Genomic DNA, 13,540 nt, shown 5'->3' with positions numbered 1-13,540 from the left:
CTCATGCCCCGGTGCCAGCCCCGGAAGACGCCTGGTATCGAAATATCGGGTTCCGGCCGCTCCATCCTAACCCTCCATTAAGCAAGATGTGTCCAGATGCGGAGGCAAGGATTTACGCCGCATGTGGACCCGCCATCACAAACGCCGCAACACGGGCAAGCTGATCGTTCCGGCGATCACGGTCGTCGTACTTTCCTATTTCGGCTTTCACGCCTATCAGGGCGATTACGGCCTCAATGCCAAGGCGCGGCTGGAAGTGCGCATCGACCGGCTCGAGGCGGATCTGGCGGTTCTCGAAAAGACCCGGCAGGAACTTGAGGAGCGGCTGTCACTGCTGCAGGACGGCTCGCTCGAAAAGGACATGCTGGATGAGCAGGTCCGTCGCGCCCTCATCCTTGCGCGCGAGAACGAGATCGTCATCTTAACCAAGGGCGATCGAAATAAACCGGATTCTGGTTAATCTTAAAAAAATCAAGCAGCCGAAAGCACTTAACGCATGGCAGCCATGCGATTTTACGCGTGGCATAAAGCCGTTTGCCGTGATAGCGTCGCGCGCGACGGGTGCGGGCCGGCGCCCTTGACGCCATGGACTGTAGACTGGTCCTGCGGCAATATGGGGCCGGTCTGCCGAAGCCTCGCGTCCGCCCAGTGACGCTTTCCAGGGAGTGAGTATATGGCGACAGCCGCCAGGAAAACCACCACGAAACGGCAATCAACGGCCAAACGTTCATCGGCGAGAACCCGGAAGACTGCCACGGGAACCGTATCCGCGGCCGCGACGGGTACGCCCGCGGTGAGCGTGCCCGCGCCAGAAGAGTTCACCAGGGAGCAGGAGCTCCACGCGCTGCGCGAGATGCTGCTCATCCGGCGATTCGAAGAGAAGGCCGGCCAGCTCTACGGTATGGGTCTGATCGGCGGCTTCTGCCATCTCTATATCGGGCAGGAAGCGGTCGTCGTTGGCATGCAGATGGCGGTGAAGGAGGGCGACCAGATCATCACCGGCTACCGTGACCATGGTCATATGCTCGCCACGGGCATGGACGCGCGCGGCGTGATGGCGGAGCTGACGGGGCGCAGGAGCGGCTATTCCAAGGGCAAGGGCGGCTCCATGCACATGTTCTCCAAGGAGAAGCATTTCTATGGCGGCCACGGTATCGTGGGCGCTCAGGTGCCGCTTGGCACGGGCCTCGCGCTCGCCAACCGCTACCGCGGCAACGATAATGTGTCGCTCACCTATTTCGGCGACGGCGCTGCCAACCAGGGGCAGGTCTATGAGAGCTTCAACATGGCCTCGCTCTGGAAGCTCCCGGTGGTCTACATTATCGAGAACAACCGCTACGCCATGGGCACGGCGATCAACCGCGCCTCGGCGGAAACCAACCTTTCGCTGCGCGGCGTCTCCTTCAAGATTCCGGGCATCCAGGTCGATGGTATGGACGTTCGCGCCGTGAAGGCGGCGGGCGACATGGCCGTCGAGTGGTGCCGCTCGGGCAAGGGTCCCATCATCCTGGAAATGCTGACCTACCGCTATCGCGGCCACTCCATGTCGGACCCGGCGAAATACCGCACCAAGGACGAGGTGCAGAAGATGCGTGCCGAGCGCGACCCGATCGAGCAGGTGCGCCAGCGGCTTCTCCAGAAGAAATGGGCAAGCGAGGAGGAATTGAAGGCCATCGACAAGGAGGTGCGCGACATCGTCGCCGACGCGGCGGACTTCGCCCAGAACGACCCCGAGCCGGACGTGTCCGAGCTTTACACCGACGTTCTGCTTTAAGGGGAGGCCGCCTATGCCCACACAGATTCTCATGCCCGCGCTCTCCCCGACCATGGAGGAGGGCAATCTGACCAAATGGCTAAAGAAGGAAGGTGATCAGGTCGCCCCCGGCGACGTGATCGCGGAAATCGAGACGGACAAGGCCACTATGGAAGTCGAGGCCATCGACGAGGGCACCATCGGCAAGATCCTCGTCGCGGAAGGCACCGAAGGCGTCAAGGTCAACACACCGATCGCGCTCCTGCTTGCCGATGGGGAAAGTGCCGATGACCTCGACAAGGCGCCCGCCAGCGCGCCGCCCGCGCAGGCCCAGCCTCCGGCCGAGGTCCACGCGGAGCAGCGCGCGGAGGAGCCGGCCGCACCCGCCACGGTGCCCTGCGCCGCCACTCAGCCGATGCCCGCCGATCCGGACATCCCCGAAGGCACCGAAATGGTCACAATGACGGTGCGCGAAGCCCTGCGCGACGCCATGGCCGAGGAGATGCGCCGCGATCCGGACGTTTTCATCATGGGCGAGGAGGTGGCCGAATATCAGGGCGCCTATAAGGTGACGCAGGGGCTGTTGCAGGAATTCGGCGCCCAGCGCGTGATCGACACGCCGATCACCGAGCACGGCTTCGCGGGTGTGGGCATTGGCGCCGCTTTCGCCGGCCTCAAGCCGATCGTCGAGTTCATGACCTTTAACTTCGCCATGCAGGCGATGGACCAGCTCGTCAATTCGGCGGCCAAGACCCTCTACATGGCCGGTGGCCAGATGGGCGCCTCGATCGTCTTCCGCGGGCCCAATGGCGCGGCCGCGCGCGTGGCCGCCCAGCACAGCCAGGACTATGCGGCCTGGTACAGCCATATCCCGGGACTCAAGGTCGTCATGCCTTACACGGCGGCGGACGCGAAGGGCCTCCTGAAGGCCGCGATCCGCGATCCCAACCCGGTGATCTTCCTGGAGAACGAGATCCTCTACGGGCAGAGCTTCGAGGTGCCCAAGCTCGATGACTTCGTTCTGCCCATCGGCAAGGCTCGCATCCACAAGCAGGGCAAGGACGCCACCATCGTTTCCTTCGGCATCGGCATGACCTATGCGGTCAAGGCGGCGGAGGAGCTTGCGGGTCAGGGGATCGACGTCGAGATCATCGACCTGCGTACCATCCGGCCGATGGACCTCGATACGGTCATCGAATCGGTGAAGAAGACCAACCGGCTGGTCACCGTCGAGGAAGGCTTCCCGCAGTCCTCGGTGGGCGACCATATCGCCAGCCAGGTTATGCAGCGCGCCTTCGATTATCTGGATGCCCCCGTGATCACGATCACGGGCAAGGACGTGCCGATGCCCTATGCGGCCAATCTCGAAAAGCTCGCGCTGCCCAGCGTGGCGGAAGTGGTCGAGGCGGTGAAGGCCGTCACCTACCGGTCGTGAGAGGGGGGAGCTATGCCGATCCAAATCACCATGCCCGCCCTCTCACCCACCATGGAGGAGGGCAACCTCGCCCGGTGGCTGGTCAAGGAGGGCGACAGCGTTTCGGCCGGCGATGTGATCGCCGAGATCGAGACCGATAAGGCCACCATGGAAGTGGAAGCCGTGGACGAGGGCACGGTTGCCAAGATCGTCGTGCCGGAAGGCACGGAAGGCGTGAAGGTCAACGCGTTGATTGCCGTACTCGCGGCTGAAGGGGAAGACCCGGCCGAGGTGGCGAAGACGGCCGGCGCGGGCAGCGCCGCCCCCGCACCCAAGGCCGAGGCCTCGCAGAAAGCCGAGGCTCCGCAGAAGACCGAGGCTGCCCAGGAGGCCCCTGTGAAGCAGCCGGCGGGTGACGACAAGACGGCGGCCCAGCCTGCCCCGACATCCGCCCAGCCGGCAGCGGCTCCGGCGGTCGTCGGAAAGGATGGCGAGCGCGTTTTCGCTTCGCCGCTTGCCAGGCGTTTGGCGAAGGAAGCCGGCATCGATCTTGCGGCCGTCTCCGGTTCCGGCCCGCGTGGGCGCGTGGTGAAGGCCGACGTGGAAGCGGCAATCGAAAAGGGCGTGGTGCCCGCCGCCAAGGCGCCGGAGGCCCCGGCACCGAAACCCGTGTCGGACGAACAGGTCCTGAAGCTGTTCGAGGAGGGCTCCTACGAGCTCGTGCCGCATGACTCCATGCGCAAGACCATTGCGCGCCGGCTGGTCGAGGCGAAGTCCACGATCCCGCATTTCTATCTGACGCTGGACTGCGAGATCGACGCGCTTCTTGCCCTGCGCAAGCAGCTCAACGACGCCGCGCCTATGGTGAAGGACGAAGACGGCGAGCGGCCGGCCTACAAGCTCTCGATCAACGACATGATCATCAAGGCCATGGCCATGGCCCTGATGGCGGTGCCGGAGGCCAATGTGTCCTGGACCGAGAGCGCGATGGTCAAGCACAAGCACGCGGATGTCGGCGTTGCGGTCGCCATTCCCGGCGGACTGATCACGCCCATCGTGCGCCGCGCCGAGGAGAAGACGCTGTCCGCCATTTCCAACGAGATGAAAGACCTGGCCGCCCGGGCCCGCAGCCGCAGGCTGAAGCCCGAGGAATATCAGGGCGGCACGACGGCGATTTCCAATCTCGGCATGTACGGCATCAAGGACTTCGCCGCCGTCATCAACCCGCCGCATGCGACGATTCTGGCCGTGGGCTCGGGCGAGGAGAGGGCGGTGGTTCGCAACGGGGAGATCAAGGCCGCCACCATCATGTCGGTCACGCTCTCGACCGACCATCGCGCCGTCGACGGCGCTTTGGGCGCGGAGCTTCTCGCCGCCTTCAAGCGCCTGATCGAAAATCCGATTGCCATGCTTGTCTAAACTAATGCCCGGCCTGCCGGGCCTTCAGTAAGGGAGGGCTTTCCGCGAGGTGCCATGAAAACCATTCTTTGCTACGGCGATTCACTGACCTTCGGTCACAACGCGGAAACCCAGGATCGGCACGCCTACGAGGACCGCTGGCCCTCCGTGCTGCAGGCGCGGCTTGGTGAGGCCGCCCGGGTGATCCCGGAAGGCCTCGGCGGCCGCACCACGGCGTTCGACGACTGGCTGGCCGGCGCGGACCGCAACGGGGCGCGCATTCTGCCCACGCTGCTGTCGACCCATTCGCCGCTCGATCTGGTCATCATCATGCTCGGCACCAACGACATGAAGCCGGTCATCTGCGGCCGGGCGATCGGCGCCAAGCAGGGCATGCAGCGGCTCATCGACATCATACGCGGGCACGATTACCCGTTCGACGTGAAGGCGCCCGAGATCCTGCTCGTCTCTCCGCCGCCCGTATGCGAGACGGACAATGCCGACTTCGCGGCCATGTTCGAGGGAGCCGTTTCCGAATCGCGGAAGCTGGCGCCGCTCTATGAGCGGCTCGCCAGCGACACGGGCTGTGCCTTCTTCGATGCGGGCTCGGTGGCGAAAACCACGCCGATCGACGGCGTGCATCTCGACGCCGCGAACACGCGCGCGATCGGCGAGGGGCTGGCGCCTGTCGTGCGCCGCATACTTGGACTTTAAGGAGTTTCGCGTGGCTGAAACCTACGACGTCATCATCATCGGCTCGGGTCCCGGCGGCTATGTGACGGCCGTGCGCTCCGCGCAGCTCGGCTTCAAGACCGCGATCGTCGAGCGGGAGCATCTGGGCGGCATCTGCCTTAACTGGGGCTGCATTCCCACCAAGGCGCTGCTGCGCTCGGCCGAGATCATGCACTATGCCCAGCACGCGAAGGATTACGGGCTGAAGATCGACGGCACGGTGTCGGTTGACACGGCCGCAGTGGTGGAACGCTCGCGCAAGGTCTCCGGCCGGCTGAATGGCGGCGTGGGCTTCCTGATGAAGAAGAACAAGGTCGACATCATCTGGGGCGAGGCGAAAATCTCCAGGGCCGCCAAGGGCAGCGAGCCGGGCGAGATCGTTGTCTCGAAGCCTGCGAAGAAGCCGTTCGAGCCGCAGCCACCCACCCCGAAGAACGCGCTCGGGGAGGGGACCTACAAGGCGAAGCACATCATCCTCGCCACGGGTGCGCGCCCGCGCGTGCTGCCCGGCATCGAGCCCGACGGCAAGCTCATCTGGACCTATTTCGAGGCCATGGTACCGAAGGAAATCCCGAAGTCGCTTCTCGTCATGGGGTCCGGCGCCATCGGCATCGAGTTTGCCAGCTTCTACCGCGCCATGGGCGCGGACGTGACGGTCGTGGAGCTTTTGCCGCAGATCCTGCCTGTCGAAGACGCCGAGATCGCCAAGATCGCGCGCCGTCAGCTCGAGAAGCAGGGGATCAAGTTCCACGTGGAGGCGAAGGTCGCCAAGGTCGAGAAGGGCTCTAACCAGATAACCGCTCATGTGGAGATGAAGGGCGGCAAGGTGGAGAAGATCACCGCCGACCGGCTGATCTCCGCCGTGGGCGTGCAGTGCAACGTGGAAAATCTCGGCCTTGAGTCGCTTGGCGTGAAGCTTGAGCGCGGCGCGATCGCCGTGGATGGCTTCGGGCGTACTAATGTGCCGGGCATTTACGCCATCGGCGATGTTGCCGGTCCGCCGATGCTTGCCCACAAGGCCGAGCATGAGGGCGTGATCTGCGTGGAGAAGATCGCGGGCGTGCCGGGTGTTCATCCGCTGGACAAGAACAGGATCCCGGGTTGCACCTATTGCCACCCCCAGGTCGCTTCCGTTGGCCTGACGGAGGAAAAGGCCAAGGAGCAGGGCCGTGACATCCGCGTGGGCCGATTCCAGTTCGGCGCCAATGGCAAGGCGATTGCGCTCGGTGAAGACCAGGGACTGATCAAGACGATCTTCGACAAGAAGACCGGCGAGCTTCTGGGTGCGCATATGGTTGGCGCGGAAGTCACTGAACTAATTCAGGGTTTCGTCATCGCGATGAACCTTGAAACGACGGAAGAGGAACTTATGCACACCATCTTCCCACATCCCACGCTTTCGGAGATGATGAAAGAGAGCGTACTTGACGCATATGGGCGCGCCTTGAACGCTTGACGGACCATGGGCCGGGGGACCGGTATCGGGCCCGTCGCACGGGCTTCCGTGCTGATCCGCAACCCAGATGAGGAGAATTCGATGGAAGGTCTAGGTTGGATTTTGACGATTATCATGGGCGGTATTGCCGGCTGGATCGCCGAAAAAATCATGAAGGCTGAGCATGGCCTTCTGACCAACATCGTTCTCGGCGTGGTGGGTGCCGTCGTACTGAATGCGATTTTGATTGCCATCATCGGCAGCACGTTCGGGGGCATCATCGGTCAGCTCATCGTCGCCATCATTGGTGCGTGCCTGTTGATCTGGCTTTACCGGCTCATTCGCGGCCGGACGTAAGCTCCGCTGCGGCGGGACCCGCCTGCCGCTCGGCAGGCGGGCTTTTGTTGTCCGCGGCAGCCCCTATATGAGGGCGGGCCGCGAAGGAAAGTTAGGCTGATGGTCACCGTTCTCGACACCGTCTCCGCGAAACCACGTCCCCGGCATCCGGAAAAGGCGCACCGGCCCGATCAGGAGGTGCTGCGTAAGCCCTCATGGATCCGGGTGAAGGCGCCTGTCTCAAAGGGCTATCTGGAAACGCGCGAGATCGTACGGTCGAACAAGCTGGTAACGGTCTGCGAGGAGGCCGGTTGCCCCAACATCGGCGAATGCTGGGACAAGAAGCACGCCACCTTCATGATCATGGGCGAGATTTGCACCCGCGCCTGCGCCTTCTGCAACGTGGCGACGGGCATTCCCGGTCCCCTTGATCCCAACGAGCCTGAAAACGTCGCCAGGGCCGTGCGCCAGATGGGCCTGAACCATGTGGTGATAACCTCGGTCGATCGCGACGACCTGGACGACGGCGGTGCACGCCATTTCGCCGAGGTGATCTACGCCATCCGCGAAGCCGCGCCGGACACAACCATCGAAGTGCTCACGCCCGATTTCCTGCGCAAGGAGGGGGCGCTGGAGATCGTGGTGGAGGCTAGGCCCGACGTCTTCAACCACAATCTGGAGACGGTTCCGTCGAAATATCTCACCGTCAGGCCCGGCGCGCGCTACTTCCATTCCATCCGGCTTCTCCAACGGGTGAAGGAGCTCGATCCTTCCATGTTCACGAAGTCCGGCATCATGGTCGGGCTCGGCGAGGAGCGCAACGAGGTCCTTCAGTTGATGGACGATCTGCGCTCCGCCGACGTCGACTTCCTCACCATCGGCCAGTATCTCCAGCCCACACGCAAGCACCATCCGGTCAAGCGGTTCGTGACGCCTGAAGAGTTCAAGGCCTACGAGACCATCGCCTACACCAAGGGCTTTCTCATGGTCTCCTCCAGTCCGCTGACGCGCTCCTCGCATCACGCGGGCGAGGATTTTGCCAAGCTCAGGGCCGCGCGGGAGGCACGGCTTTCGGCGCGGACGGCATAGGACGCCGATGCCCAAGCATGAGACTGTACGCCGGGTGAAGCACCTGCCGGAGCAGATGTTCGCCCTGGTGGCGGACGTGGAGTCTTATCCGGAATTCGTGCCCATGTGCGAATCGCTTACGGTCCGGACTCGCAAGGAGCGCAACGGCGTTACGATTCTCGTGGCCGACATGACGGTAGGCTACAAGGCCATCCGCGAGACCTTCACCAGCCAGGTGGTTCTGAAACCCGCCGAACGGTTGATCGACGTGCGCTATATCGACGGGCCCTTCCGCTTTCTGCAGAACTACTGGCGCTTCGATCCCGTCGGCGAGAGCCAGACGGACGTGCATTTCTTCATCGAGTACGAATTCAAGAACCGGATGCTGGGCATGCTGATGGGGGCGATGTTCGATCGCGCCTTTCGCATGTTCGCCGAAGCCTTCGAGCGCCGCGCGGACGAGATCTACGGGCTCGCCGGTCAGGGCTGAGAAGAGTTTTGCCGCGCGCCGCACTCCTCCCCCCACGCCTTATATGCGACGATGGCCGGGTTATCAGGCGAGCGCGTTGAGGCCCAGGAAAATGACGGCGGAGAGCAGCGCAGCCGCTGGCACTGTGGTCACCCACGCCGCAAGGATCGTGCGCACATGGGCGCGGCGCACCAGCTTGCGGCGGGCGATCTCTTCCCGCGATACGCCGGGAGCGCCGTTCTCGTCCTCCTCGAAGAAGGCTGTGAGCGGCCCTCTGCCTTCCGCTGCCGCGCGGGCGTTGCGAACCTTGATGCCCTTGCGCTCCAGATAGGCGCGGCGGCGCTTGGAGTGTGCCGTATACCACTCGCGGAAGAAGCCCACGCCGAACACCGCGCCCACGGCGGTGTGGGTCGAGCTGATGGGCAGGCCGAGAGCGGAGGCGATGATGACGGTGATGGCCGCCGAAAGCGCCACGCAGAAGGCGCGCATGGGGTTGAGCTTGGTGATCTGCTCGCCCACCATGCGGATGAGCTTGGGCCCGAACAGAACGAGGCCGAGCGAGATGCCGAAGGCACCGATCACCATCACCCAGAGCGGTATGACGACTTCCGCTGACACCGTATCGGCCTGTACGGTAAAGACGACGGCGGCGAGGGGCCCCACGGCGTTGGCTACGTCGTTTGCTCCATGCGCGAAGGATAGGAGGGCCGCGGAGATAACCAGCGGAATCCTGAACAGGCGCCGCAGCGACTGGTTGCGGTTTTCCATGCCCTCCGACTGGCGCCGTACATGGATGTGCGAGACCACCCATATGACGGCGAAGGCGCCAAGCCCCAGAACGGTCGCCATGCCGACGTTCACATGAACGAGCTGGCCCAGGCCTTTCACCGCCAGATAGGCCGTGAAGGACCCCGCCATGACGGCAATCAGAAGCGGAACCCAGCGTCGTGCCGAGGCGATCTTGTCATCTTGATAGATGATCGCGGTCTTGATGAAGGCGAGGAACAGGGCGGCCACGATAGCGCCCATGAGAGGCGAAACCACCCAGCTTGCCGCAATCTGCCCCATGGTTGGCCAGTTGACGGCGGAAATGCCGGCGGCGGCGATGCCCGCTCCGGCCACGCCGCCGACGACGGCATGGGTGGTCGATACCGGTGCCCCGATCCAGGTCGCCAGATTGACCCACAGCGCCGAGGAAATCAGCGCCGCCATCATCGTACGGATGAAAACACCCGGATCGCCTACGCTTTCGGGGGCAATGATGCCCTTGGAGATGGTGCCCACCACGTCGCCGCCGGCAATCAGCGCCCCGGCGCTTTCGAAAATGGCGGCAATCACCAGCGCGCCGGCCATGGTCATGGCCTTGGCGCCGACTGCCGGGCTCACATTGTTGGCCACATCGTTGGCGCCTATGTTCAGCGCCATATAGGCTCCTATGGCCGCTGCCACTGCGATGATGACGACGCGCGGTTCGCCTAGCGAGACGATGGAGGCAAGAAGCGCGGCGAGCGCCAAAAAGAGCAGCCCGAGGCCGGGCGCGACCAGCCCGCGGGCGAGGGTGCTGGTGGCCTCCTCGACGTGAACCAGCTTGTCGAGGTCCTTGTCGAGCGTGTGTTTTTTCGGGTCGGCGGTCCGTGCCATCGGCAGCCAGTCTGTTGGTGGGGTGCGGCTATCATTCGGTGCCCAAGGCTCTAGGCAATACCGCCCTTCGGCACAAGCTTGCCCTCATCGATATGTTCTGACGATCCGGTATCAGGCCGCGATTTTCCGTGGATTACCTTTGAAGGCGGCAAGAAGTTCCGCAAGTTCGGCTTCCTCGACCATGCGCGCCGCCTCTTCATTGCTGAACCAGCGGCGGGTCCGCTTCTTCTTCTCGGGCCATTTCTTGGCCTCATGCTCGACCTCGAGCGGGAAGACGGCCACCTCGCAGCGCCACTTGATCCCGGTGTCCCCCTGCTTGCCGTAATAATAGCGGCCGATCTCTGCTTTGCCGATCCTGCCTTTGACGCCGGCTTCCTCGAGCGCCTCGCGCGCGGCCGTTTCAAAGAGCGCTTCGCGGCCCTCGGGCCACCCCTTTGGCAAGACCCAGCGGCCCCTGCGGCGGCTCGTGACCAGAAGCACCTCGATACCGTCCGGCCCGTACCGCCAGGGCAGGGCGGCTGCCTGCACGCGGGGCGGGTTGCCGCCGAACAGCCGGCGCAACCGTTCCAGAATCCTCGCGCGCGTCAGATAGCCCATGCCCTTTCGTCCGCTTCTTTAGGAATCGCTTCGGTCAAGGATAGATCGGCCGCTGCGATGGGCAACAGACAGGCGATCTTGAGGCGGGAAACAAAGCTCAGTGCGGCTCTCTTTCCGCGATCGGCTTCTGGTAGGAAAAGCCCATGTCCCAGGGGAAATAGATCCAGGTGTCCTGCGAGACTTCCGTGATGAAGGTGTCCACGAGCGGCCGCCCCTTCGGCTTGGCATAGACGGTGGCGAAGTGGGCCTTGGGCACCATGGCGCGCACGATGGCCGCCGTCTTTCCCGTGTCCGTCAGGTCGTCGACGATGAGGATGTCGCGCCCTTCGTCCTCTAGGAGCGCGGGGGAAATCTCCTTCAGGATCTTGAGCTCCCCCTGTTCCGTGTAGTCATGGTAGGAGGCCACGCACACCGTCTCAATGAGGCGGATGCCCAGCTCGCGTGCGATCACGGCTGCCGGCACGAGGCCGCCGCGCGTGATACACACGATCGCCTTCCAGCGGCCGTTGGCGCTCGCAAGCCGCCAGGCAAGCGCGCGTGCGTCGCGGTGAAACTGATCCCAGGAGACGGGGAAGGCTTTTTCGGGCATGGCCATGCTTGTGCACTCCGGTAGCTCGCTTAAGCAGCGCGGGAATGCAGGGGGAATTAGCCGGAAAGGCCGCCTGCGCGCAAGACCGGCGCTTTGCGTGCAATGTTTGCGAAGCGTGCGAGTGCCGGACGTTGACAACTCTGCGGCAGCCGTGGCCGTTTTAGCGCGCACGGAAGAGACAAATGGATGGAATTCAAACTCCAGTCCGCCTATGTGGTCTCTCAAAGAGCGTCGAATGAGAGAATGACTGCAAACAAAATCTTTTCCGTTGCGCCGATGATGGACTGGACGGACCGGCATTGCCGGTTCCTGCACCGGCAGCTCACACGGAAAGCGCTGCTTTACACGGAGATGGTCGTTGCCGACGCCGTCATTCACGGCGACCGCGGGCGGCTGCTCAGCTTCGATCCGGCCGAACGTCCCGTCGCCCTTCAGCTCGGCGGCAGCGAGCCGGCGAAGCTTGCGGAGGCGGCGTGGATCGGCGCGGATTTCGGCTATGGCGAGATCAACCTGAATGTCGGCTGCCCGTCGGACCGTGTGCAATCGGGGACGTTCGGCGCCTGCCTGATGAAGGAACCGGAGCTGGTGGGCGATTGCGTGGCCGCGATGAAGGCGAAGGTCGCAGTGCCCGTCACGGTGAAGTCGCGGATCGGGGTGGATGATCAGGACCCCGAGGAAGCGCTCGACCGCTTGGCCGAGGCGGTATTCGCCGCCGGCTGCGACGCGCTTTGGGTCCATGCGCGCAAGGCCTGGCTCAAGGGCCTAAGCCCGCGGGAGAACCGCGACGTCCCGCCGCTCGATTATGGCCGCGTCTACCGGCTGAAGGCCAAATTTCCGCATAAATTCATAGGTATCAACGGCGGTATTCGATCTCTGGATGAGGCCATCGCGCATCTGACCCATGTGGACGGGGCCATGATGGGGCGTGCGGCGTATCAGATGCCGGCCCTCCTGGCTGAGGTGGATTCCCGCATCTACGGCGAGGATGGCGCGCCGCCGGATCTTGCGGAGGTGGTCGAGACGATGGCGGCCTATGCGGAGCGCCACATCGCTTCCGGCGGCCGGCTGAGCCACGTCACCCGGCATATGATCGGGCTCTTCAACGGCTTCCCCGGCGCCCGCCGCTATCGCCAGATACTCTCTTCGGAGGCTACACGCCCGGGCGCCGGGCCTGAGGTGCTGCGCCGCGCCTTTGCCGAGATCGACTTCTCCGTGCAGGAAGAGGCGGCGTGACCCGCCGCTGAACGCCAAACTCGGCGCCGCAACATCGCTGCACCGGACGCCAACCCTTATGGAACAACCCGCTTGACTGCACGGTTCTCGCCACATCGAAGGATGAAGGAGAGAGCCAATGGCGCGCTGCGAAGTCTGCGGGAACGAATATGACAAGGCGTTCACTGTGGAAATGGCCGGAGAAAGGCATGTCTTCGACAGTTTCGAATGCGCAATTCACGCAGTCGCCCCACGTTGCGCACATTGCGGCTGCCGTGTGATCGGCCATGGCGTCGAGAAGGACGGCGTCATTTTCTGCTGTGCGCACTGCGCCGCCCAGGAGGGCGTGGAGCAGTTGAAGGATCGGGTCTGAGGCCCGGCCCTTCGGGCCGCAAGGCTCACGCTCTATTCGCCATGCCTGACCGAATTGCGGCGGGCAATCCCGTCCAGAACCGCGCGTGGCCCCTCGCGCGGAAAGGTGCTATCGTCATCCTCGATCACCCGGTAAAGCTTGTTGTCCCGGAAGGCACTGGCAAAGGTGGTGGATACGCCGTCGCCAGGCTTGGCGGGCGTGTCGAGGAAATCCACCTCCGCCTCCGCGGCCACGATCCGGGCATCGGCAGCCGAGCGAGCGCGGACGACCACCTCGCCCGCAGGTTCCGCGAGATCCCAATTGGGATCGGTCTCCGCGGCATCCGGAACTAGCCGGTAGATCCTCATCGTTTCGTCAGCCATGGCGGTGCTCCATCTTGGGTTCGCACCTTAACACATGGCCGGGCAGGGCGGTTCCGCTCCGCCGGAATCCGCCATGTGAATTTTCTTGTGCTGCGGGAACCTTTCGCTCACTCACGCGTTTGAAGGTTGACGACACGCACTCCCCCCGCCCCCCAACCCCA

Annotated in this window: 15 protein-coding genes; 11 read left to right on the top strand and 4 right to left on the bottom strand. The window is 63.8% G+C overall.

All coding sequences use genetic code 11. The annotated features are described in order from the left end of the window. Positions 1–121: 121 nt before the first annotated feature. The 9 genes from NYR54_RS15840 (at position 122) to NYR54_RS15800 (ending at position 8,626) form a co-directional block, all read left to right on the top strand. Complete coding sequence (locus NYR54_RS15840; RefSeq protein ID WP_261516673.1) at positions 122–460, top strand: FtsB family cell division protein; 339 nt, start codon at positions 122–124, stop codon at positions 458–460. A gap of 213 nt (positions 461–673) precedes the next feature. After that, the gene (gene pdhA, locus NYR54_RS15835; RefSeq protein ID WP_261516672.1) at positions 674–1,774 is read left to right on the top strand and encodes a pyruvate dehydrogenase (acetyl-transferring) E1 component subunit alpha; all 1,101 of its coding nucleotides are present in this window, start codon (positions 674–676) and stop codon (positions 1,772–1,774) included. A gap of 13 nt (positions 1,775–1,787) precedes the next feature. Continuing rightward, the gene (locus tag NYR54_RS15830) at positions 1,788–3,188 is read left to right on the top strand and encodes a pyruvate dehydrogenase complex E1 component subunit beta (protein ID WP_261516671.1); all 1,401 of its coding nucleotides are present in this window, start codon (positions 1,788–1,790) and stop codon (positions 3,186–3,188) included. 12 nt (positions 3,189–3,200) lie between these two features. Then, a complete protein-coding gene (locus NYR54_RS15825; protein ID WP_261516670.1) occupies positions 3,201–4,586 on the top strand; it encodes a pyruvate dehydrogenase complex dihydrolipoamide acetyltransferase in 1,386 nt (461 codons plus the stop codon). Between the two features lie 54 nt (positions 4,587–4,640). After that, positions 4,641–5,279, top strand: coding sequence for an SGNH/GDSL hydrolase family protein (locus tag NYR54_RS15820; RefSeq protein WP_261516668.1), 639 nt, complete (start codon positions 4,641–4,643; stop codon positions 5,277–5,279). 10 nt (positions 5,280–5,289) lie between these two features. Beyond that, the gene (lpdA, locus tag NYR54_RS15815) at positions 5,290–6,753 is read left to right on the top strand and encodes a dihydrolipoyl dehydrogenase (protein ID WP_261516666.1); all 1,464 of its coding nucleotides are present in this window, start codon (positions 5,290–5,292) and stop codon (positions 6,751–6,753) included. An 81-nt stretch (positions 6,754–6,834) separates the two neighbouring features. Continuing rightward, a complete protein-coding gene (locus NYR54_RS15810) occupies positions 6,835–7,089 on the top strand; it encodes a GlsB/YeaQ/YmgE family stress response membrane protein (protein WP_261516695.1) in 255 nt (84 codons plus the stop codon). Positions 7,090–7,188: 99 nt separating this feature from the next. Beyond that, on the top strand, positions 7,189–8,157 hold the full coding sequence (gene lipA / locus NYR54_RS15805) for a lipoyl synthase (protein WP_261516665.1): 969 nt from the start codon (positions 7,189–7,191) through the stop codon (positions 8,155–8,157). Between the two features lie 7 nt (positions 8,158–8,164). Next, positions 8,165–8,626 carry a type II toxin-antitoxin system RatA family toxin gene (locus NYR54_RS15800; RefSeq protein WP_261516664.1) on the top strand — a complete coding sequence of 154 codons (462 nt, stop codon included), beginning with the start codon at positions 8,165–8,167 and terminating at the stop codon, positions 8,624–8,626. A gap of 63 nt (positions 8,627–8,689) precedes the next feature. On the opposite strand, the gene NYR54_RS15795 is transcribed toward NYR54_RS15800, so the two are convergent. The 3 genes from NYR54_RS15795 to gpt form a co-directional block, all read right to left on the bottom strand. Then, positions 8,690–10,246 carry an inorganic phosphate transporter gene (locus NYR54_RS15795; RefSeq protein WP_261516663.1) on the bottom strand — a complete coding sequence of 519 codons (1,557 nt, stop codon included), beginning with the start codon at positions 10,244–10,246 and terminating at the stop codon, positions 8,690–8,692. A 111-nt stretch (positions 10,247–10,357) separates the two neighbouring features. Beyond that, the gene (locus NYR54_RS15790; RefSeq protein ID WP_261516662.1) at positions 10,358–10,843 is read right to left on the bottom strand and encodes an NUDIX hydrolase; all 486 of its coding nucleotides are present in this window, start codon (positions 10,841–10,843) and stop codon (positions 10,358–10,360) included. Between the two features lie 97 nt (positions 10,844–10,940). Beyond that, the gene (gpt, locus tag NYR54_RS15785; RefSeq protein ID WP_261516661.1) at positions 10,941–11,438 is read right to left on the bottom strand and encodes a xanthine phosphoribosyltransferase; all 498 of its coding nucleotides are present in this window, start codon (positions 11,436–11,438) and stop codon (positions 10,941–10,943) included. A 180-nt stretch (positions 11,439–11,618) separates the two neighbouring features. Between gpt and dusA the strand changes: the two genes are divergently transcribed. Both dusA and NYR54_RS15775 read left to right on the top strand, forming a co-directional pair. Then, positions 11,619–12,665: a tRNA dihydrouridine(20/20a) synthase DusA gene (gene dusA, locus NYR54_RS15780; RefSeq protein ID WP_261516660.1), complete on the top strand. Its 1,047-nt coding sequence runs from the start codon at positions 11,619–11,621 to the stop codon at positions 12,663–12,665. A gap of 118 nt (positions 12,666–12,783) precedes the next feature. Next, positions 12,784–13,017, top strand: coding sequence for a hypothetical protein (locus NYR54_RS15775; RefSeq protein WP_261516659.1), 234 nt, complete (start codon positions 12,784–12,786; stop codon positions 13,015–13,017). Between the two features lie 32 nt (positions 13,018–13,049). Here the strand turns inward: NYR54_RS15775 and NYR54_RS15770 are convergent, their stop codons facing one another. Continuing rightward, positions 13,050–13,379 (bottom strand): hypothetical protein, encoded by a 330-nt coding sequence (locus NYR54_RS15770; RefSeq protein ID WP_261516658.1) that lies wholly within the window; start codon positions 13,377–13,379, stop codon positions 13,050–13,052. Positions 13,380–13,540 lie beyond the last annotated feature (161 nt).

The sequence above is a fragment of the Chelativorans petroleitrophicus genome (genome assembly GCF_025398195.1).
In the GTDB taxonomy this organism is placed as follows: domain Bacteria; phylum Pseudomonadota; class Alphaproteobacteria; order Rhizobiales; family Rhizobiaceae; genus Chelativorans; species Chelativorans petroleitrophicus.
Note: the sequence above shows the minus strand (reverse complement) of the source record. Positions and strands in the feature narration are given on the sequence as shown.

Bases quoted from the DNA above. Each gene is read 5' to 3' on its own strand.
- dusA (WP_261516660.1), top strand. From the start codon at position 11,619: ATGGAATTCAAACTCCAGTCCGCCTATGTGGTCTCTCAAAGAGCGTCG.
- NYR54_RS15830 (WP_261516671.1), top strand. From the start codon at position 1,788: ATGCCCACACAGATTCTCATGCCCGCGCTCTCCCCGACCATGGAGGAG.
- lipA (WP_261516665.1), top strand. From the start codon at position 7,189: ATGGTCACCGTTCTCGACACCGTCTCCGCGAAACCACGTCCCCGGCAT.
- NYR54_RS15790 (WP_261516662.1), bottom strand. From the start codon at position 10,843: ATGGGCTATCTGACGCGCGCGAGGATTCTGGAACGGTTGCGCCGGCTG.
- gpt (WP_261516661.1), bottom strand. From the start codon at position 11,438: ATGGCCATGCCCGAAAAAGCCTTCCCCGTCTCCTGGGATCAGTTTCAC.
- NYR54_RS15795 (WP_261516663.1), bottom strand. From the start codon at position 10,246: ATGGCACGGACCGCCGACCCGAAAAAACACACGCTCGACAAGGACCTC.
- NYR54_RS15775 (WP_261516659.1), top strand. From the start codon at position 12,784: ATGGCGCGCTGCGAAGTCTGCGGGAACGAATATGACAAGGCGTTCACT.
- NYR54_RS15825 (WP_261516670.1), top strand. From the start codon at position 3,201: ATGCCGATCCAAATCACCATGCCCGCCCTCTCACCCACCATGGAGGAG.
- NYR54_RS15770 (WP_261516658.1), bottom strand. From the start codon at position 13,379: ATGGCTGACGAAACGATGAGGATCTACCGGCTAGTTCCGGATGCCGCG.
- NYR54_RS15810 (WP_261516695.1), top strand. From the start codon at position 6,835: ATGGAAGGTCTAGGTTGGATTTTGACGATTATCATGGGCGGTATTGCC.
- NYR54_RS15800 (WP_261516664.1), top strand. From the start codon at position 8,165: ATGCCCAAGCATGAGACTGTACGCCGGGTGAAGCACCTGCCGGAGCAG.
- NYR54_RS15840 (WP_261516673.1), top strand. From the start codon at position 122: ATGTGGACCCGCCATCACAAACGCCGCAACACGGGCAAGCTGATCGTT.
- NYR54_RS15820 (WP_261516668.1), top strand. From the start codon at position 4,641: ATGAAAACCATTCTTTGCTACGGCGATTCACTGACCTTCGGTCACAAC.
- pdhA (WP_261516672.1), top strand. From the start codon at position 674: ATGGCGACAGCCGCCAGGAAAACCACCACGAAACGGCAATCAACGGCC.